Origin of the sequence: Agrobacterium cavarae, assembly GCF_004310285.1 — a bacterium.
Classification (GTDB): domain Bacteria; phylum Pseudomonadota; class Alphaproteobacteria; order Rhizobiales; family Rhizobiaceae; genus Agrobacterium; species Agrobacterium cavarae.
In genome coordinates, this window is record NZ_SISF01000013.1 from 1 (window position 1) to 16,888 (window position 16,888).

14 protein-coding genes are annotated in these 16,888 nt (G+C 59.6%); 11 read left to right on the top strand and 3 right to left on the bottom strand.

What is annotated here, in order from left to right:
* The 6 genes from EYC79_RS23585 to EYC79_RS00035 form a co-directional block, all read left to right on the top strand.
* The coding region (locus EYC79_RS23585; protein WP_205654269.1) for a hypothetical protein at nt 1-235 on the top strand (235 nt) is incomplete at its 5' end.
* A 165-nt stretch (nt 236-400) separates the two neighbouring features.
* Complete coding sequence (locus EYC79_RS00015) at nt 401-1,351, top strand: phosphoribosylaminoimidazolesuccinocarboxamide synthase (RefSeq protein WP_062444250.1); 951 nt, start codon at nt 401-403, stop codon at nt 1,349-1,351.
* A gap of 2 nt (nt 1,352-1,353) precedes the next feature.
* The gene (locus EYC79_RS00020; protein WP_207774079.1) at nt 1,354-2,013 is read left to right on the top strand and encodes a TetR family transcriptional regulator; all 660 of its coding nucleotides are present in this window, start codon (nt 1,354-1,356) and stop codon (nt 2,011-2,013) included.
* A gap of 187 nt (nt 2,014-2,200) precedes the next feature.
* A complete protein-coding gene (locus EYC79_RS00025; protein ID WP_130976801.1) occupies nt 2,201-3,400 on the top strand; it encodes an efflux RND transporter periplasmic adaptor subunit in 1,200 nt (399 codons plus the stop codon).
* 57 nt (nt 3,401-3,457) lie between these two features.
* Nucleotides 3,458-6,544, top strand: coding sequence for an efflux RND transporter permease subunit (locus tag EYC79_RS00030; protein ID WP_130976802.1), 3,087 nt, complete (start codon nt 3,458-3,460; stop codon nt 6,542-6,544).
* A gap of 145 nt (nt 6,545-6,689) precedes the next feature.
* Nucleotides 6,690-8,141, top strand: coding sequence for an efflux transporter outer membrane subunit (locus tag EYC79_RS00035; protein ID WP_130976803.1), 1,452 nt, complete (start codon nt 6,690-6,692; stop codon nt 8,139-8,141).
* 151 nt (nt 8,142-8,292) lie between these two features.
* Here EYC79_RS00035 and EYC79_RS00040 read toward each other — a convergent pair whose 3' ends face one another.
* Nucleotides 8,293-9,477, bottom strand: a complete 1,185-nt coding sequence (locus EYC79_RS00040; protein ID WP_245495148.1) for an AraC family transcriptional regulator — start codon at nt 9,475-9,477, stop codon at nt 8,293-8,295.
* A 152-nt stretch (nt 9,478-9,629) separates the two neighbouring features.
* On the opposite strand from EYC79_RS00040, the gene acmB reads away from it, so the two are divergent.
* The gene (gene acmB, locus EYC79_RS00045; protein ID WP_130976804.1) at nt 9,630-10,820 is read left to right on the top strand and encodes a methyl acetate hydrolase AcmB; all 1,191 of its coding nucleotides are present in this window, start codon (nt 9,630-9,632) and stop codon (nt 10,818-10,820) included.
* A gap of 138 nt (nt 10,821-10,958) precedes the next feature.
* Here acmB and efp read toward each other — a convergent pair whose 3' ends face one another.
* A complete protein-coding gene (efp, locus tag EYC79_RS00050) occupies nt 10,959-11,528 on the bottom strand; it encodes an elongation factor P (protein ID WP_130976805.1) in 570 nt (189 codons plus the stop codon).
* 248 nt (nt 11,529-11,776) lie between these two features.
* Between efp and epmA the strand changes: the two genes are divergently transcribed.
* The 3 genes from epmA to EYC79_RS00065 all read left to right on the top strand — a co-directional run bounded on the left by epmA (nt 11,777) and on the right by EYC79_RS00065 (nt 14,469).
* Nucleotides 11,777-12,841: an EF-P lysine aminoacylase EpmA gene (epmA, locus tag EYC79_RS00055; RefSeq protein ID WP_130976806.1), complete on the top strand. Its 1,065-nt coding sequence runs from the start codon at nt 11,777-11,779 to the stop codon at nt 12,839-12,841.
* Nucleotides 12,838-13,890, top strand: coding sequence for a lysine-2,3-aminomutase-like protein (locus EYC79_RS00060; protein ID WP_130976807.1), 1,053 nt, complete (start codon nt 12,838-12,840; stop codon nt 13,888-13,890). The genes epmA and EYC79_RS00060 overlap by 4 nt, the downstream gene beginning before the upstream one ends.
* A 387-nt stretch (nt 13,891-14,277) precedes the next feature.
* The gene (locus EYC79_RS00065) at nt 14,278-14,469 is read left to right on the top strand and encodes a hypothetical protein (protein WP_130976808.1); all 192 of its coding nucleotides are present in this window, start codon (nt 14,278-14,280) and stop codon (nt 14,467-14,469) included.
* A 549-nt stretch (nt 14,470-15,018) separates the two neighbouring features.
* Here the strand turns inward: EYC79_RS00065 and EYC79_RS00070 are convergent.
* Nucleotides 15,019-15,255: an Lrp/AsnC family transcriptional regulator gene (locus EYC79_RS00070; RefSeq protein WP_062424823.1), complete on the bottom strand. Its 237-nt coding sequence runs from the start codon at nt 15,253-15,255 to the stop codon at nt 15,019-15,021.
* A gap of 284 nt (nt 15,256-15,539) precedes the next feature.
* Between EYC79_RS00070 and EYC79_RS00075 the strand changes: the two genes are divergently transcribed.
* Nucleotides 15,540-16,823 carry an NAD(P)/FAD-dependent oxidoreductase gene (locus EYC79_RS00075; RefSeq protein ID WP_130976809.1) on the top strand — a complete coding sequence of 428 codons (1,284 nt, stop codon included), beginning with the start codon at nt 15,540-15,542 and terminating at the stop codon, nt 16,821-16,823.
* The last annotated feature ends 65 nt before the right edge of the window (nt 16,824-16,888 follow it).

The following is a 16,888-nucleotide window of genomic DNA, read 5'->3' on the forward strand; positions in this document are numbered from 1 at the left end:
TTCTTCTCATATTCAATTGTCAAAAAACAGACACCAATCAAGTGTCAAAAAATCAAACCCCTCAAGCCTCCAAGACCCAAGAGCAACAAGCATTCGCTCATCTTTTCCGATTTTCTCTAGAACAAAGGACTTCGTCGCCAGCAGCGCCGCCGCCCTCGTCAGTGAGCGGACTTATAAGAGACACACCCCAAACAAGTCAACAGAGGTTTTTCAACAAAATCCATATTTCTTGTAAGTCGCTGTTTCAAATATGTAATTTCGACCTCACGCAACGGGAGCTCCCAAATCCCCAAACTTCGACCTCTCTATTTTCCGATTTCCCAACATCGGATAGGGTTGTTTTACCGTCGCGCCATCGACTATGGCCCGTCCAGCGATATTTGCAGAGATAGGAAAGCCCGTGCGTATCCTGAAAGAAGCCGTCATCCCTGAACTTCCCAACTATTATCGTGGCAAGGTCCGCGAGAATTACGATCTTCCGGACGGCAACCGGATCATCATCTCGACCGACAGGCTGAGCGCTTTCGACCGGATCCTCACCTGTATTCCCTATAAGGGACAGGTGCTGACCGAAACCGCGCATTACTGGTTCGAAGAGACCAAGGACATCTGCCCCAACCACGTCGTCTCCTATCCCGACCCGAATGTCGTCATCGGCAAGCGGCTCACCATCCTGCCCGTCGAGATCGTCGTTCGCGGTTATCTGGCAGGCACGACCGGCACCTCCATCCTCACTCTCTATAAGAAGGGTGAGCGCAGCATGTATGGCGTGACCTTCCCCGAGGGCATGAAGGACAACCAGGAACTGCCCGAGCCGATCATCACGCCCACCAGCAAGGAATTCGATGGCGGGCATGACGAGCCGCTGACGCCAGCCGAGATCGTCGAGAAGAAGCTTCTGACCGAAGAGCAGTGGCAGACGCTCTCCACCTATGCGCTGGCGCTCTTCAAGCGCGGCCAGGAGGTTGCGGCCAAACGCGGCCTCATTCTGGTCGACACAAAATATGAGTTCGGCACCGACGAAAACGGCACGATCATTCTGGCCGACGAGATCCACACGCCCGATAGCAGCCGCTACTGGATGGCAGACAGCTATCAGCATGCCTTCGAGACGGGTGCACGCCCGGTCAGCTTCGACAAGGATTTCGTCCGCGCCTGGGTTGCCGAGCGCTGCGATCCCTATAAGGATGAGATTCCGCAAATCCCGGAGGAACTGGTTCTGCAAACGTCTCGTGTCTATATGGAGGCCTATGAGCGCATTACCGGGCAGACCTTCAAGCCCAATAACGAAGAGGCATCACCGCTCGACAGAGTGAGACGGAACCTGGAGCCTTATTTCCCCGGAGCCTGACTGTGACCAAGGTTGCCGATAGCAATTCGAAAAAGATCAGCGAGGCGGTGGTGAAGAAAGCCACCCGCCCGCGGCGTTCCGGCGAGGAAACCCGCCGCGATATTCTGGCAATGACCGACCGGCTGTTCCGTGAGCGGGGCTTCTCGGCCGTCGCCATCGCCGATATCGCTGCGGCCCTTGGCATGTCACCGGCCAACGTGTTCAAGCACTTTCATTCCAAGATCGCCTTGGTCGATGCCATCATGCTCCAACGCATCGGCGTGTTCAAAGAGAAGATGCATCTTCTCGACGATACCCACACGCCGCACGATCGGATGCTGACGCTGGTTCGCACGCTGATGCAAAACCATCGCAACGACCTGACCGACAATCCCTACATGATCGACGTCTTCCTGCAGACCTCGAAGCGCGAGCTCTCCTGCGGCGCCCATTACCATCAGGTGCTGACGCAGCAATTCGCCACCATTATTGGCGATGGCATCAAACAGGGTATCTACCGCGCGGCAGACCCAATCAAGGAAGCCGGACTCGCATTGACCGTGCTCTCCTGTGTTCTGCATCCTTTGCTGATTTCCCGCGAAGATGTTGGCATTTTGGCAACACGATGCGAGGATGTGGTTATGCTGATTGACCGTTCGCTGAAATACGCTCTTGAAAAGTGACGGTTTTAAATTTACGTCACTTCCAGCATTTTCAGTCTTGCCCTGATTTGACGGTATATGCGCGTCGTCCAGGCCTTTGAACGAGATGAAGTAAAATGCCGCTTTGCACGACCCGAGCGGCTGACGTATTTTTAAAAGATCGATCGACCGCAGCCCTATTCCTTCATACTCCAATATGAGAAAATTGATGACCCGACGCCTTCAAGCCCTTCTAGCAACGGTTCTCATGGCAGGCGTCCTTTCGGGCTGCAGCGATAGCGGCGATGGCAAGGATGCCGGCGCCCAGCAGGCCAAGCGCCCGCCCTCGCCCGTCAGCGTCATCACGCTGAAGGAGAGCGAAAGCCCGCTGACCACCGTACTGCCCGGTCGGGCCAGCGCCTATCAGAGCGCCGATATCCGCCCGCGCGTGTCGGGCATCATCCGCGAGATTCCCTATAAGGAAGGCAGCGAGGTCAAGCAGGGCACCGTTCTCTATCAGATCGATGACGATACCTATGGGGCGGAAGTCGCGCAGGCCAAGGCGACCCTTGCCAAGGCGGAAGCGAGCATTCCCGCGGCCCAGGCGAACTTCGTGCGCTACGAGCGCCTCGTCAACAGCGGTGCGACGCAGATCGAATTGGAAAATGCCCGAACCACGCTTGCCCAGGCACAGGCCGATGTGGCGCAGGCACGCGCAGCGCTTGAGACGGCGCAGATCAATCTCGACCTGACCAAGGTGCGTGCGCCATTCGACGGCATCGTCTCCTTCACCAACGTCACCGTCGGCAATGTGGTGACCGCCAACCAGACGACGGCGCTGACGACGCTTCGCCGCATCGACCCCATCTATATCGACCTGATCGAATCGAGCGCCAATCTGCTGCGCCTGCGCGATGCGATCGCAGCCGGCACCATCGGCAGCGGCGAGAAAAAGGCCGGCATTCACCTGACGCTGGAAGACGGCACGGAATACAAGCAGGACGGCAAGATCGACATGTCCGACAAGGCCGTCAGCGAAACCACCGGCACCTTTTCTATCCGCGCTCTTTTTGACAATCCGAACGATCTCATTCTGCCAGGCATGTATGTGCGCGCCACGCTCGCCATCGGCAAGGAAAAGGGCTTCCTCATTCCCCAGAGAGCGGCAACGCGAAATGCCAATGGCGAGCTGACCGCAAAGTTCGTCGGCGCGGAGAACAAGGTCGAGACACGCACCTTTCCCACCAGCCGTCAGTCCGGCAATGCGTGGCTGGTGACGGAAAACGTCAAGGACGGCGATAAGCTGATCGTCGACGGCTTCCAGTGGATCACCGATGGCGCGACGATTGCGCCTGTCGAAGCCACCATCGACGACCGCGGTATGGTGGTTCCGCAAAAGCAGGCTCAACCTGCTGCGCCTGCCAAGTAAGTCGGCATGACCCCCATGTCCGGCTCAACTGTTCAATTCACATAAGGCGCAGTCCAGATGGCTCATTTCTTTATCAAGCGCCCTGTCTTTGCCTGGGTCATTGCCATCGTCATCATGCTTGGCGGCGTCTTGGCGATCTTCACCCTGTCGATTTCGCAATATCCGGATATCGCCCCGACGACGGTGCGCATCAGCGCCTCCTATAATGGTGCGAGTGCGGAGACCGTGGAAAAATCGGTGACGACCATCATCGAAGACGGAATGACCGGCCTCGACGATCTCACCTATATGACGTCGACGTCCTCCACCGGCAGCGCGACCGTCACACTCACCTTCGGCACCAGCATCATGCCGGATATTGCCCAGGTCCAGGTGCAGAACAAGCTTCAGCTTGTCCAGTCGCAGCTTCCCGATGTGGTGCAGCAGCAGGGCATCGAAGTCAGCCGCTCGACCTCGTCGATCCTGATGGTCGGCGCGCTGATCTCCACCGACGGCAAGCGGACCTCGGCCAATCTGGGCGACGTCTTCTCCACCCGCGTCGAAGACCAGATCAAGCGCCTGGAAGGTGTCGGCAGCATCAACGTCTTCGGCTCCGAATACGCCATGCGTGTGTGGCTCGATCCCTACAAGCTGAACAAGTATCAGTTGACGACCGCCGACGTGACGAGCGCGATCGAAAGCCAGAACACCCAGGTCTCGGTCGGTTCGCTCGGCGCACAGCCTGCGGTCAAGGGCCAGCAGCTGAACGTCACTGTCACGGCGCAAAGCCAGCTGACCACGGTTTCCGATTTCGAATCCATCATCTTGAAGGTCGAAAAGGACGGCGCCACGGTTCGCCTCAGCGATGTGGCACGCGTGGAAATCGGCCAGGAAAGCTATGGCGGGGATTCCCGCTCCAACGGTCGCCCGTCCGCCGGCTTTGCGGTGAACCTTGCGACTGGCGCCAACGCGCTCGATACGGCAGCCCGCGTCAAGGATGCGCTGACCAGCGTCGCGGGCTCGCTACCGGAAGGCGTGGTGATCGAGTATCCCTATGACACGACACCCTTCGTCAAGCTCTCGATCGAAAAGGTCGTCCACACGCTGATTGAAGCCATCGTGCTGGTCTTCGTCGTTCTGCTCGTCTTCCTGCAGAACCTGCGCGCCACTTTCATTCCGATGATCGCCGTGCCCGTGGTTCTGCTCGGCACCTTCGGTGTCCTGGCACTGACCGGTTATTCGATTAATACGCTCACCATGTTCGCCATGGTGCTTGCCATCGGTCTTCTGGTGGATGACGCGATCGTCGTCGTCGAAAACGTCGAGCGCATCATGTCGGAGGAAGGTCTCTCTCCGGTCGAGGCGACGGAAAAGTCGATGGGCGAAATCACCGGTGCGATCATCGGCATCGCGCTTGTGTTGACTGCGGTCTTCATTCCCATGGCTTTCTTCGGCGGTTCGACGGGTATCATCTACCGTCAGTTCTCCATCACCATCGTGTCGGCAATGCTGCTCTCTGCTGTCGTCGCCATCGTGCTGACACCGGCGCTCTGCGCCACGATGTTGAAGCCGGTCCACGCCAAGAAGGAACGCGGCCCGGCGGCCTGGTTCAACCGCAATTTCGGCCGCACCACCGATGGCTATGTCGGCAGCATCGGCCATCTGCTGAAGCGCCCGGTTCGCGTCACCATTCTGTTCCTCATCGTGGTTGGCGGTTGCGCCTGGTTCTTCACCCGCCTTCCAAGCTCCTTTCTTCCGCAGGAAGACCAGGGCGTGCTGTTGACCATCGTGCAGTTGCCGACAGGCGCCACGACGGAGCGCACCAACGAGGTGGTGAAGCAGGTGGAAAGCTATTTCCGCGAGAAGGAAGCCGCCAATGTCGAATCCGTCTTCGGCGTGCTGGGCTTCAGCTTCGGCGGCTCGGGCCAGAACAACGCCATGGTCTTCACAAAGCTCAAGGACTTCACGGAGCGCAGCGCACCGGAAGCACATGCCGCAGCCATCGTGCAGCGCGCCATGGGCACGTTCCTTTCGTTCCGTGATGCGCAGGTCTTCCCGCTTCTTCCCCCCGCGATCCAGGGCCTCGGCACCTCCAGCGGCTTTTCCATGTATCTGGTGGATAGCGGCCGCAACGGCACCGCAGCACTGACCAACGCCTCGAAGGAACTGATCCAGCTCGCCAGCAGCAATCCGAATATCAGCTCGCTGCGCTCCAACAGCCGCGATGCCGAATCGCAGATGAAGATCAATCTCGACAAGGAGAAGATGGGCGCCATGGGCGTCGACCTTGCCTCGGTGAACCTGATGCTGTCGACCATCTTTGCCGGTCGCGATGTCAACGACTTCACGCTGAATGGCGAATTGAAACCGGTCTATGTGCAAGGTGACGCACCTTACCGCATGCAGCCGGACGATCTGAAGCACTGGTATGCCCGCAATACCAGCGGCGAGATGGTGCCCTTCTCCTCCTTCAGCACGATCAGCTGGGAGAATGCCGCACCGACCCTTGCGCGCTTCAACGGCACCAGCGCCATTTCGCTCGATGGTGCCGCTGGCCCAGGCGTTGCCTCCGGTGATGCGATGAACGAGATGGAGCGGCTGACCGCCAGCTTGCCCGGTGGCTACACCGTGGCCTGGCAGGGCATTTCCTATCAGGAACGGCTGTCCGGCTCGCAGGCGCCGATGCTCTATGCGCTCTCGGTCCTGATCGTCTTCCTCTGCCTTGCGGCTCTTTACGAAAGCTGGTCGATCCCCTTCTCGGTCATTCTGGCCGTGCCGGTGGGCGTGCTGGGTGCGGTCACCGCCGCGCATGTCTTCGGCCAGTCCAACGACGTCTATTTCAAGGTGGGTCTGCTGACCACGATCGGTCTGGCAGCCAAGAACGCCATCCTTATCGTGGAGTTTGCAAAGGAGAGGCAGGAACATGGATTGAGCTTGCTCGATGCCACGCTGGAAGCGGCAAAACTGCGCCTTCGCCCCATTATCATGACATCGCTCGCCTTCATTCTGGGCGTCGTGCCACTCGCCATTGCAAGCGGTGCAGGCTCTGCGGCGCAGAATGCGATCGGTATTGGGGTATTGGGTGGTATGCTTTCTGCAACACTGCTCGGAATTTTCTTCGTACCGTCCTTCTTCGTGATCATCAGGCGGCTTTCTAAACGTTAACAACCGTTGAAATATGCTAGCAATGCAAATCGAGGCTGATAGAAGTATGGCAGATTCGAAAGCTGCCCCTCCTTCGGCACACGGCAACGCGACGCTCGCTTCCACTGAGGAGCGCCCAGTGCGCTACACAAACCGGGATAACCATATGCTGTCACTTCGTGCGACCATTCCTCTGACGCTGCTCCTGCTTTCAGGCTGCGTCGTCGGCCCTGACCACAAGGCGCCGGAAACCCAATTGCCAGCCAAGTTCTCCGAAGGCAGCAAGACCAGCAATGGCGACATTGCCACGGTCGCATGGTGGACAGCATTCAATGATAGCCGCCTGAACGGTTATGTCTCGACCGGCCTGTCGCAGAACCTCACCGTTCTGCAGGCCATCGAGCGTATCAACCAGGCCGAATCGAACATCACGGTCGCCGGCGCGGGTTCGCTGCCGCAGCTTGGCTCGACCTTCCGCCATGAGACGCAGGGTAGCGGCGGCAGCCTCCCCTCCTCTTCCGGCAACAGAACGTCCAACACCACCAGCAACGCCTTCAACGTGTCCTGGCTGCTGGACCTCTTCGGTCGCTACCGCCGCGAAAAGGAAAGCGCTGCCGCGTCGCTCGATGCAGCCTACGCAACGGCTGACGTTCAGCGCCTGACGCTGATCTCTTCCGTAGCGTCTGCCTATATCGACGTGCGCTACTATCAGGAACGTCTGGCGATTGCCCGCCAGAACCTCGGGTCTCGCCGCGAGACGCTGGATCTGACCAAGCTGCAGCTGGAAGCCGGTGCTGCTTCGCGTCTCGATGTCGTCCAGTCCGAAGGTCTGGTCAACTCGACGCTGGCGCAGATGCCGACGCTTGAAACCAATTACCGCCGTGCAGCCCACCGCATCGCCACCCTTCTCGGCATGCCGGCTGATTCGCTGGTGGTCGAGTTGCAGCGCGGCGCACGCCAGCCTGTCGCGCGCGCCATTCCGCGCACCGGCATCCCTGCCGACCTCATCCGCAACCGTCCGGATATCCGCGCCGCCGAGCGTCAGCTGGCCGCAGCCGTTGCCAATATCGGCGTTGCCGAAGCGCAGCTCTTCCCGAGCATTACGCTCAGCGGTTCGATCACCCCGAGCTACACCCGCATCAGCGGCGGCGCACGCGGTACCTCGAATGGCTGGGGCTTCGGTCCGACCATCACCTTGCCGATCCTCGACGGTGGCGCGCTGCGTGCGGGCGTCGACATCCAGAAGTCGGTTGCCCGCGAACAGTACCTCGCCTGGAAGTCCACAGTGCTGAACGCCGTGGAAGAAGTCGAAAACGCTCTGACGGCGCTCAACCGCGACCAGCAGACGGTCAACGCCTATCGCAAGACGGTTGATTCCTACAAGGAAGCCCTCTCGCTCGCGACCGCCAGCTACCGCGACGGCGCATCCTCGCTGCTCGACGTTCTCGACGCCCAGCGCAACGTCTCCGACGCGCAAGCCAACCTGGCAACCGCCGTTCAGCAGGCTGCACAGGATTACGTCGCACTCAGCGTCGCGCTCGGCGGCGGCTATGCCGTCGGATCACCGAACTCGGTCGCAGCCGTCAAGGTTGCGTCCAACGTGCCGAAGGGCATGTAAGAGCTTCACCATTCCGGTGCTTTTGAGATCCCGCGGCCTCGGCTGCGGGATTTTTGTTTAGAGCGCCTAGCGTCCTATTGGGCGCACAAAGGACGCTCTATCTTCTTTGATCCGCGCCTTATGCTTTCCGAAAAGCGATTCCCCTCAGAAATCACCGTTTGAGTGTTTCGGAAGGCAGCTCCCCGAAACGTTTGCGATAGGCCTTCGCAAACTCTCCCATATGGATATAGCCATAGTCGGCAGCGATGCTGCTGACGTTTAGGCCAGTACCGCATTGCAGAAGCGCCTGCCTCACGCCTTGCAATCTCTGTTCGCGCAGGAACTGGCTGGGTGTGTAACCGCGAAACCGCTGGAACGCGTCGGTGAGGCCGCGCAAACTGACACCTGCGGCGCGCGCGACTTCGGGCATGGCAGGCAGATCGCCGCGCGCATGTTCAGCCATGAACTCTTCGGCTCGGCGAACCACACCGGGCGCCAGGGTATTCACTGGATTGTCCAAGTCATATCCCGCGCGGTTGGCCCATTCGTTCAGCAGGTGCAGGCAGACCATCTGCTCCAGATGCCGCCCGATGTGGCTGCGGGCAATTCTGTCGGGCGCTTCGGCAATGCTGCGGGCCACATATTCCATGAGCGCCATCCAACTCGAATTGCGCCCGCCCAAGCCGGTCTTGAACTGCCAGAGCCTGTTGTCGGGGATATGCCCGAATGTGTCGAAACAAACCTGTTCGAGCACGGCATGAGGGATGGTCAGATTGACCTGGAGGTGGTCGGGGTTGAAATCGACGTAGTAATCGGTCCGTGAGCAATCCACGACGAAGCTCTCGCCATAGCCCGTTTCGACCGCCTCGTGCCCCACCGTCCGGTGCCGCGCCTTGCCGCCCACCGTCGTCAGCACCACGGCATTGCCCGAGTCCATGTCCCAATCCTTGATGTTGACTGGGATGCCATAGGCGAAACGGGTCATGGTTATTCGCCCCACCTTGGCCGAGCGCATCGTCGAATCAGGGCTGCTGGCCGCACCGATAGGCGACACCTCATAAGGCATGTAGACGCCTTTGGACCAATCCTTGATCTCGTCCCAATCATGCGAGGCGACCTTGTGTTCCTGCCTGATCGGCCGCCCCTGGGCGTCATAGAGTAAAGCACTTTCCAGCATCAGCTCCTCCCAAAGCATATCGCGCAAAGTGTTCAGCGGTTTGACAATAAGGATATACGATAAAACAAAGAACGAAAGCGTGGAACGCGAGTTTGAAACATCGCGATAGGCTTTAGCGACTGCCTCAATCATTCCCTTGCCTGCTACGCCCATTTCGCCGGAAGGGTTGATCAGACCCATCCACCCGCCGGACGAGCCCTGATAGGCAGGACAGCAAATCTGCCGATTTCCGATAGGATCTGCTGAAATCCGACATTGCGGCCAAGCGATAGGGATTACGCTTGGCTGGACCGTGTCACGAGTGGACGCGGATGAGGAGGAGGAGAACTCATATGGCTGATCAACTGAAATCCATTCTCGACGGCGTTTTACAAAAGGCCGTCGACTCCACGCCGGGCGTTCCAGGCGTTGCCGCCACCGTAACCGACAGGAGCGGAACGATCTATGAAGGTGCGGCCGGTAAGCGCCGGTTGGGAGGAGACACTGACATGACGCCGGACAGTGTCTGCGCCATCTTTTCCACCACGAAGGCCATTACCGGTACGGTCTGCTTGCAGCTTGTGGAAAGCGGTCAGCTGGATCTCGACGCGCCTGCAAGGGAATACGCCCCCGCCATCGGCGAGTTGCAGGTGATCGAAGGCTTCGACGCAGAGCACAACCCCATCCTGCGTGCGCCCCGTTCGGATGTCACCACCCGCCAATTGCTCTTGCATCAAGGTGGTTTCGCCTACGACTTCTTCAACGAGACCTATAATCGTCTGGCTCAGGAGCATGGTCAGCCGAGTGTGATCACGGCGTCGCACGCCTCGCTGAAAACCCCGATGCTGTTCGATCCTGGCACCGACTGGGAATACGGCACCAACATCGACTGGGCCGGGCAGGTGTGCGAAGGCATCACGGGCAAGCGCCTGGGGCAGTTGATGAAGGAAGGTGTTTTCGACCGTCTTGAAATGAACGACACTGCCTTCACCATGACGCCCTCTATGCGAGAGCGTTATGTCACCATGCACCAGCGCGACGAAACGGGCCATCTGAAACCGCTTGATGACTTCATGCTCGATCAGGACCCGCAAGTGCATATGGGCGGCCACGGCCTTCATTCCACCGCACTCGATTACGCCAAATTCATCCGCATGTGGCTCAACGACGGTGATGGTCGAAACGGTCGCGTACTCAAGCCGGAGACGGTGGCAATGGCGGCGCGCAACGGTCTCGGCGAGATGAAAATCAAAGGCCTGCCAGGTGTCATCCCGTCACTGTCGAACTACGCGGAGTTCTTCCCTGGCATGCCCAAAAGCTGGGGTTTGACCTTTATGATCAATGACGAAGATGCCCCAACCGGACGCCCCGCAGGTTCTCTTGCCTGGGCTGGACTGGCCAACCTTTACTACTGGATCGACCGTAAGAACGGTATCGGGGGATTCTGGGCGACACAGATATTCCCCTTCGCCGACCCCGCATCCGTCGGCGGTTTCCTGGAGATGGAAACTGCCGTCTACGACACCCTCGTCAACGCTGGCTGAACCGGCCCGGCGTCGGGCGCATAATCTCTTGTCCGACGCCATCCGCTGAGGTGGCGCTTGCCGCGGAAAACGCGTGCCGCACAACAAAAAAGCCCCGGATCGCTCCGAGGCTTCTCAATCGCAAACACCTGCTCGCGCTTAGTTCTTGGCGCGCTCGACGTAGGAGTTGTCTTCCGTGGCGATGACGACGCGGATGCCAGCGTCGATATGCGGCGGGACCATGGTGCGGATGCCGTTGGAGAGGATCGCGGGCTTGTAGGAGGACGATGCCGTCTGGCCCTTGACGACCGGCTCGGTCTCGACAATTTCCAGCGTCACGTGGCGCGGCAGCTCGATGGCGAGCGGAATGCCTTCGTGGATGGAGAGGACGCAGGTCATGCCTTCCTGGAGATAGGCCTTCTGGTCGCCCATGGTTTCGGCATCGACGACCACCTGGTCGTAGTTTTCCGGGTTCATGAAGTGGAAGCCTTCGCCATCCTCATAGAGGAACTGGAAGTTCAGGTCTTCGACGAAAGCGCGTTCGACCTGCTCGGTCGTGCGCCAGCGCTCGGATACCTTCACGCCGTCGACGATGCGGCGCATGTCCACCTGGGTCACGGGCGTGCCCTTGCCGGGGTGGAAGTTATTGGCCGTGAGAACGACATAGAGCTTGCCCTCGACTTCGAGAACATTGCCCTTGCGGACGGATGAGGCGATAACCTTGACCATATGATTTCCTTGTAACTCAATGAAATGCGTCGTAAGGACGGCGCGGCTGCACTGACCCGATGGACGTTTTGTCTGTTTTCTGGGGCGCAACTACCTTAATTCCGGGAGAATTGCCAGCCTTTCAGACACGCGAAGCGAAAACTGTCATATGGTTTTCAAACGGGTGTCGCCGAAACGGACATTCAACCAGCGGATTAGCAGGCGTTGAGACACGCCCTGGTCAAAAGAGACAGCGGACAGACGGGCAGATGAGCACGCGCGCAGAGAAAACCTCATCCTGGTGGCAGCCGGACGTCCATATGGATCGCCGTCCCTTCCTGATGGGCCGCAATGCCATCCAGCGCGCCTTCCGCTCCTTCTTTGCCGATCGCGATTTCATCGAGGTCGATACCGCCACCTTGCAGATTTCGCCCGGAAACGAAGCGCATCTGCACGCCTTCGCCACCACCGGTATTACGACGAGCGGCGAGAACGCGCCTCTTTACCTGCACACATCGCCGGAATTTGCCTGCAAGAAGCTGCTGGCCGCGGGCGAGACGCGCATTGCCTGCTTCGCCCATGTCTATCGCAACCGCGAGCGCGGGCCGCTGCACCATCCGGAATTCACCATGCTGGAATGGTACCGCGCGGGCGAGACCTATGAGAGCCTGATGGCCGACAGCGCCGATCTTCTGGCGCTCGCTGCCGAGACGACGAAGACCAAACGCTTTGCCTATCGCGGCGGCGAAATGGACCCGTTTCTTGCGCCCGAGCGGCTCAGCGTCGCCGAGGCCTTCCAGCGCTATGCATCAATCGACCTACTGGCGACAGTGTCGGCCGATGGCGAGAACGACCGCGATCATCTGGACCGGCTGGCGAAGGCCGCCGGCATCCGCACTGCAGAGGATGATAGCTGGGCCGATATCTTCAGCCGCATCATCGTCGAGAAGGTGGAGCCGGAGCTGGGCTTCGGCCGCGCCACCATCCTCGATGAGTACCCCGTCAGCGAAGCAGCCCTTGCCCGCCGTTCGCCGCGCGATGCTCGCGTGGCCGAACGCTTCGAGCTTTACGCCTGCGGCGTGGAGCTTGCCAATGCCTTTGGCGAGTTGACCGATGCCGACGAGCAGCGCCGCCGCTTCAAGATCGAAATGCAGGAAAAGAGCCGCATCTATGGCGAGACCTACCCGATCGATGAAGAGCTTCTGGCAGCGCTGACCATCATGCCGCCAGCCAGCGGTATCGCGCTTGGTTTCGACCGGCTGGTGATGCTGGCAACCGGCGCGCCGAGAATTGACCTTGTCATGTGGGCGCCCGTCGCGGCCTATGGATCATGACAACACGCGCGCTGAAATCGCCGGACGATCTCTACGAGGCCGGCTTGATCGATCAGGCCGCGCTGGAGCGCGTGCGCCCGGTGGCGGAACGTTATGCCGTGGCGTTGACGCCGACGGTGGCCCAGCTGATCGATCCCGCCGATCCTCAAGATCCAATCGGCCTGCAGTTCATCCCGGATGAGGCCGAGCTTTACCAGACGAACGAGGAACGCGCCGATCCGATCGGCGATGAGGCGCATAGCCCTGTGCCCGGCATCGTCCATCGCTATCCCGACCGGGTGTTGCTGAAGGCCGTGCATGTCTGCCCGGTCTATTGCCGCTTCTGCTTCCGCCGCGAAATGGTGGGCCCGCAGGGCAATGGCATGATGAGCCCGGATGAGCTCTCCGTCGCCTTCGACTATATCCGCTCCCGCCCGCAGATCTGGGAAGTGATTCTCACCGGTGGAGATCCGCTGGTCCTCTCACCCCGCCGTCTGCTGACGATCATGGAGGGCTTGAGCGCGATCCCGCATGTGAAGATCGTGCGCTTCCACACCCGCGTGCCGGTGGTCGATCCGCAGAAGATCGATGCCGACTTGATTGCCGCACTCAAGGCCAGCGGCAAGACCACCTATGTGGCGCTGCACGCCAACCACCCACGGGAGATGACGGATGGGGCGAAGGCCGCCTGCGCGAGACTGGTCGATGCCGGCATTGCCATGGTCAGCCAGACGGTGCTGTTGAAGGGCATCAATGACGATCCCGCCGTGCTGGCAGAGCTGGTGCGCAGCTTCGTCGAAAACCGCATCAAACCCTATTATCTGCACCACCCCGATCTCGCGCCTGGCACCAGCCATTTCCGGCTGAGCATCGAGGAAGGCCAGCGGATCGTCTCCGCCTTGCGCGGCCATGTCTCGGGTCTTTGCCAGCCGACCTATGTGCTGGATATTCCAGGCGGCCACGGAAAAGCCGTCATCGGTCAGAATGCGGCGACGAAACAGGCCGAGGGTTGTTACGCCGTCTCCGATTTCAACGGAAACGATCACCTCTACCCGCCATCGGCAAATTAAGACAGGCACGAGATCTTCGGCAGCTCCAGCGCTTTGACGCAACCAAGCCGGATAAACAAAAATTTCACATTTCCGCCCCCGTCCTGTCATCATAAAGAAAAATATTCTACCTATATTGATAATCATTGATTCCGAGGCAAATCCGGGATATCAGTGATTCAACTGGAGAGTGATTCTCCGGTATTCCGGGTCAACACGAGCAAAGGAGAGTGTCATGTCGAAATATACGCGCATTGCCGCGATCCTAGGTCATCGGATCTCGAATGCCGGGCACAAATCCATGTGTTCCCGCTGCTGTCGAATGTGGTGACTTTTTAAGTCCCCCAAATCCTGAAATTCAATTCGACATTTATGCTGTGTGATCAAGCCACAGCGGGAGTATGTAGTATGCAAAAGCAAGTTATCGAATTCGCTGGCGAACCTGTCGGCATCGTCGTTCCGGACAACAACCGGCTGAAGTTCATCGCGGTCAAGTTCCACGTCCACGATCTGGACGAGCAACGCTTCGACAGCGCCGAAGACGTGCGCGCCGCCATTCGCAACCTCGTGCGCAATCGTAACGTGGCAGCGCTGGTTTGAGCCCATCCTCAGTCTGTTACGACACCCCATTTCAAAAACGATAAAGGCGATGCCCGTTTAACCCGGCATCGCCTTTTGATTTTCAGCCAGTCTTTTTCAGCCACAGCATACGACGCCGAATAAGCTCTTCGGCCATTTCCTCCATCACAAACCGCGAGACGTCCACCTCCGCACGAGGCTGTGGTGAGGTTCAACCTCTCCTCCCCGTCATCCTCCGGCCTGACCCGAGGATCCACGTTTTCAAACGTTTACGGGTGGGGTGGTGGATCCTCGGGTCAAGCCCGAGGATGACGACCGAGAGGTTTTCGCCTTCTCGTCCACCCCTCATTCCTGTTCCCCGGATCAAGTCCGAGGATGTCACAGGAATCTAGCCGCCGCGTGTCTGCGCGGCGAGGGAACTTCTTTTTAGACTAAGGACTTGGTCTGGCTGGATTCCTGTGACATCCTCGGACTTGATCCGGGGAACAGGAATGAGGGATGAATATTGAAGCTCTCCTCTCCCTCAAGGCTTCACGGGCATCCAGAGGCTTCCGACAAGCCAACCCCTTCTCAGAACGCCGTAAACGTCAGCGTCGTCAGCGAGCGCACGATGCCCGGAATATTGACGATATTGTCATTGATGAATTTGCCCACATCATGCTCCGGCTCCAGATAGATCTTCAACAGCAGGTCATATTCGCCGCTGGTAGAATAAAGCTCCGAAACCAGTTCGGTCTTGTAGATGGCGTCCGCCACCTCATAGGTCTTGCCGGGTGCGCATTGGAGCTGAACGAAGATGGGCTTCATGACTGGTCTTCCTCGCCGAAAGGCTGATATGAGCGCTGCGAGCGGCAAACGGCCGCCGACGCATGGATGCGCCACTATTGGCCGAGGCCGCACGCTCTTTCAAGCCTTTCACATCGCACGGATCCCGTTGAGCCTGCTCACCCTGCTATTCCCGCCCTGCATGAATTGATGACGATATGTCGATGGTCAGCGGTGAAGCGCCGCGATAGAGTTTTGCCGAAGGGCGCTTCAACGCGCCCAACCGCCTGTCCGGCAACGCTGCCTCATGATTGTGGATGCCCCCGATGTATAACGATCCCCGCTCGCATGGCCTTTGGGAAAAGACCGCTCCGCCGCCGCCGCAAACCAGCGCGCTGGAAGGGGATGTGACGACGGATGTGGTGATCGTCGGCGGTGGCTTCACCGGCCTTTCCGCCGCCCTTCATCTGGCAGAGCGCGGCATCAAATGTATCGTGCTGGAAGGCAAGGAGATCGGCTTTGGTGGCGCTGGCCGCAATGTCGGCCTCATCAATGGCGGCATGTGGGTGATGCCGAAGCAACTGCCCAATGTGCTGGGCCCGGTCTATGGCGACCGCCTGCTCGACCTTCTGGGCAACGCGCCCTTCCTGGTGCGCGAGATCATCGAGAAGCACGAGATTGCCTGCGAGCTGGAAAAGAACGGTACGCTGCATTGCGCCGTCGGCGAAGCCGGGCTCACCGAAATTCGCGAGCGCTGCGACCAGTGGGCCGCCCGCGGCGCACCGGTCAGGATCCTGAGCGCCGAGGAAACCGCAAGACGCATCGGCACGAGCGGATACATGGGCGCGCTTCTCGATGAACGCGCCGGAACGCTCCAGCCGCTTGCCTATGTGCGCGGCCTGGCCAACGCCGCACTGAAGGCAGGCGCCATCATCCACACGGCAAGCCCGGTGCATGCGACGGAAGCGAATGGCGAAGGCTGGACGGTGCGCACCGATCGCGGCTCCGTCTCGGCAGGCTGGATCATCGTGGCAACGGAAGCCTATAGCCAAGGCCCGTGGAAGATCATTCGCGAGGAGCAGGTCTACCTCCCCTATTTCAACTTCGCCACCCGCCCGCTGGGCGATAATCTCGCCAAGTCCGTTCTGCCCGGCCGCGAAGGCTGCTGGGACACCAAGGAAATCCTCTCCTCCTTCCGCATGGACAAGGCCGGCCGCCTCGTCTTCGGCAGCGTCGGCGCACTGCGCAACACGGGGGCAAGCGTCCACCGCGCCTGGGCAAAACGCGCGCTCAAACGCCTCTTCCCGCAGCTTGGCGATGTGGAGTTCGAATGCGAATGGTACGGCCAGATCGGCATGACCGACAACGCCGTCCCCCGCTTCCACCGCTTCGCCAAAAACGTCGTCGGCTTCTGCGGCTACAACGGCCGCGGCATCGCACCGGGCACCACCTTCGGCAAAACACTGGCCGCCCATGTGGCCGGCGAGATCAGCGAAAGCGACCTGCCGCTGCCGGTCTCAGAGCCCAAGGCGCAGAGTTTCAGGGCGCTGAAGGAGGCCTATTATGAGGCGGGTGCGCAGGTGGCGCATTTTGCGGGGGAGCGGTTTTAGGATTTCGCATCAGGTTAAAAATCGGACGCGCCAGCGGGGTGTACTTGGCCGTCAGTTTCAGACCA

What these genes read in the sequence shown, in the direction of transcription:
- EYC79_RS00075 (WP_130976809.1), top strand. Translation starts at nt 15,540, where the DNA reads ATGTATAACGATCCCCGCTCGCATGGCCTTTGGGAAAAGACCGCTCCG.
- EYC79_RS00030 (WP_130976802.1), top strand. Translation starts at nt 3,458, where the DNA reads ATGGCTCATTTCTTTATCAAGCGCCCTGTCTTTGCCTGGGTCATTGCC.
- EYC79_RS00035 (WP_130976803.1), top strand. Translation starts at nt 6,690, where the DNA reads ATGCTGTCACTTCGTGCGACCATTCCTCTGACGCTGCTCCTGCTTTCA.
- efp (WP_130976805.1), bottom strand. Translation starts at nt 11,528, where the DNA reads ATGGTCAAGGTTATCGCCTCATCCGTCCGCAAGGGCAATGTTCTCGAA.
- acmB (WP_130976804.1), top strand. Translation starts at nt 9,630, where the DNA reads ATGGCTGATCAACTGAAATCCATTCTCGACGGCGTTTTACAAAAGGCC.
- EYC79_RS00060 (WP_130976807.1), top strand. Translation starts at nt 12,838, where the DNA reads ATGACAACACGCGCGCTGAAATCGCCGGACGATCTCTACGAGGCCGGC.
- EYC79_RS00070 (WP_062424823.1), bottom strand. Translation starts at nt 15,255, where the DNA reads ATGAAGCCCATCTTCGTTCAGCTCCAATGCGCACCCGGCAAGACCTAT.
- EYC79_RS00040 (WP_245495148.1), bottom strand. Translation starts at nt 9,477, where the DNA reads ATGGGTCTGATCAACCCTTCCGGCGAAATGGGCGTAGCAGGCAAGGGA.
- epmA (WP_130976806.1), top strand. Translation starts at nt 11,777, where the DNA reads ATGAGCACGCGCGCAGAGAAAACCTCATCCTGGTGGCAGCCGGACGTC.
- EYC79_RS00025 (WP_130976801.1), top strand. Translation starts at nt 2,201, where the DNA reads ATGACCCGACGCCTTCAAGCCCTTCTAGCAACGGTTCTCATGGCAGGC.
- EYC79_RS00065 (WP_130976808.1), top strand. Translation starts at nt 14,278, where the DNA reads ATGCAAAAGCAAGTTATCGAATTCGCTGGCGAACCTGTCGGCATCGTC.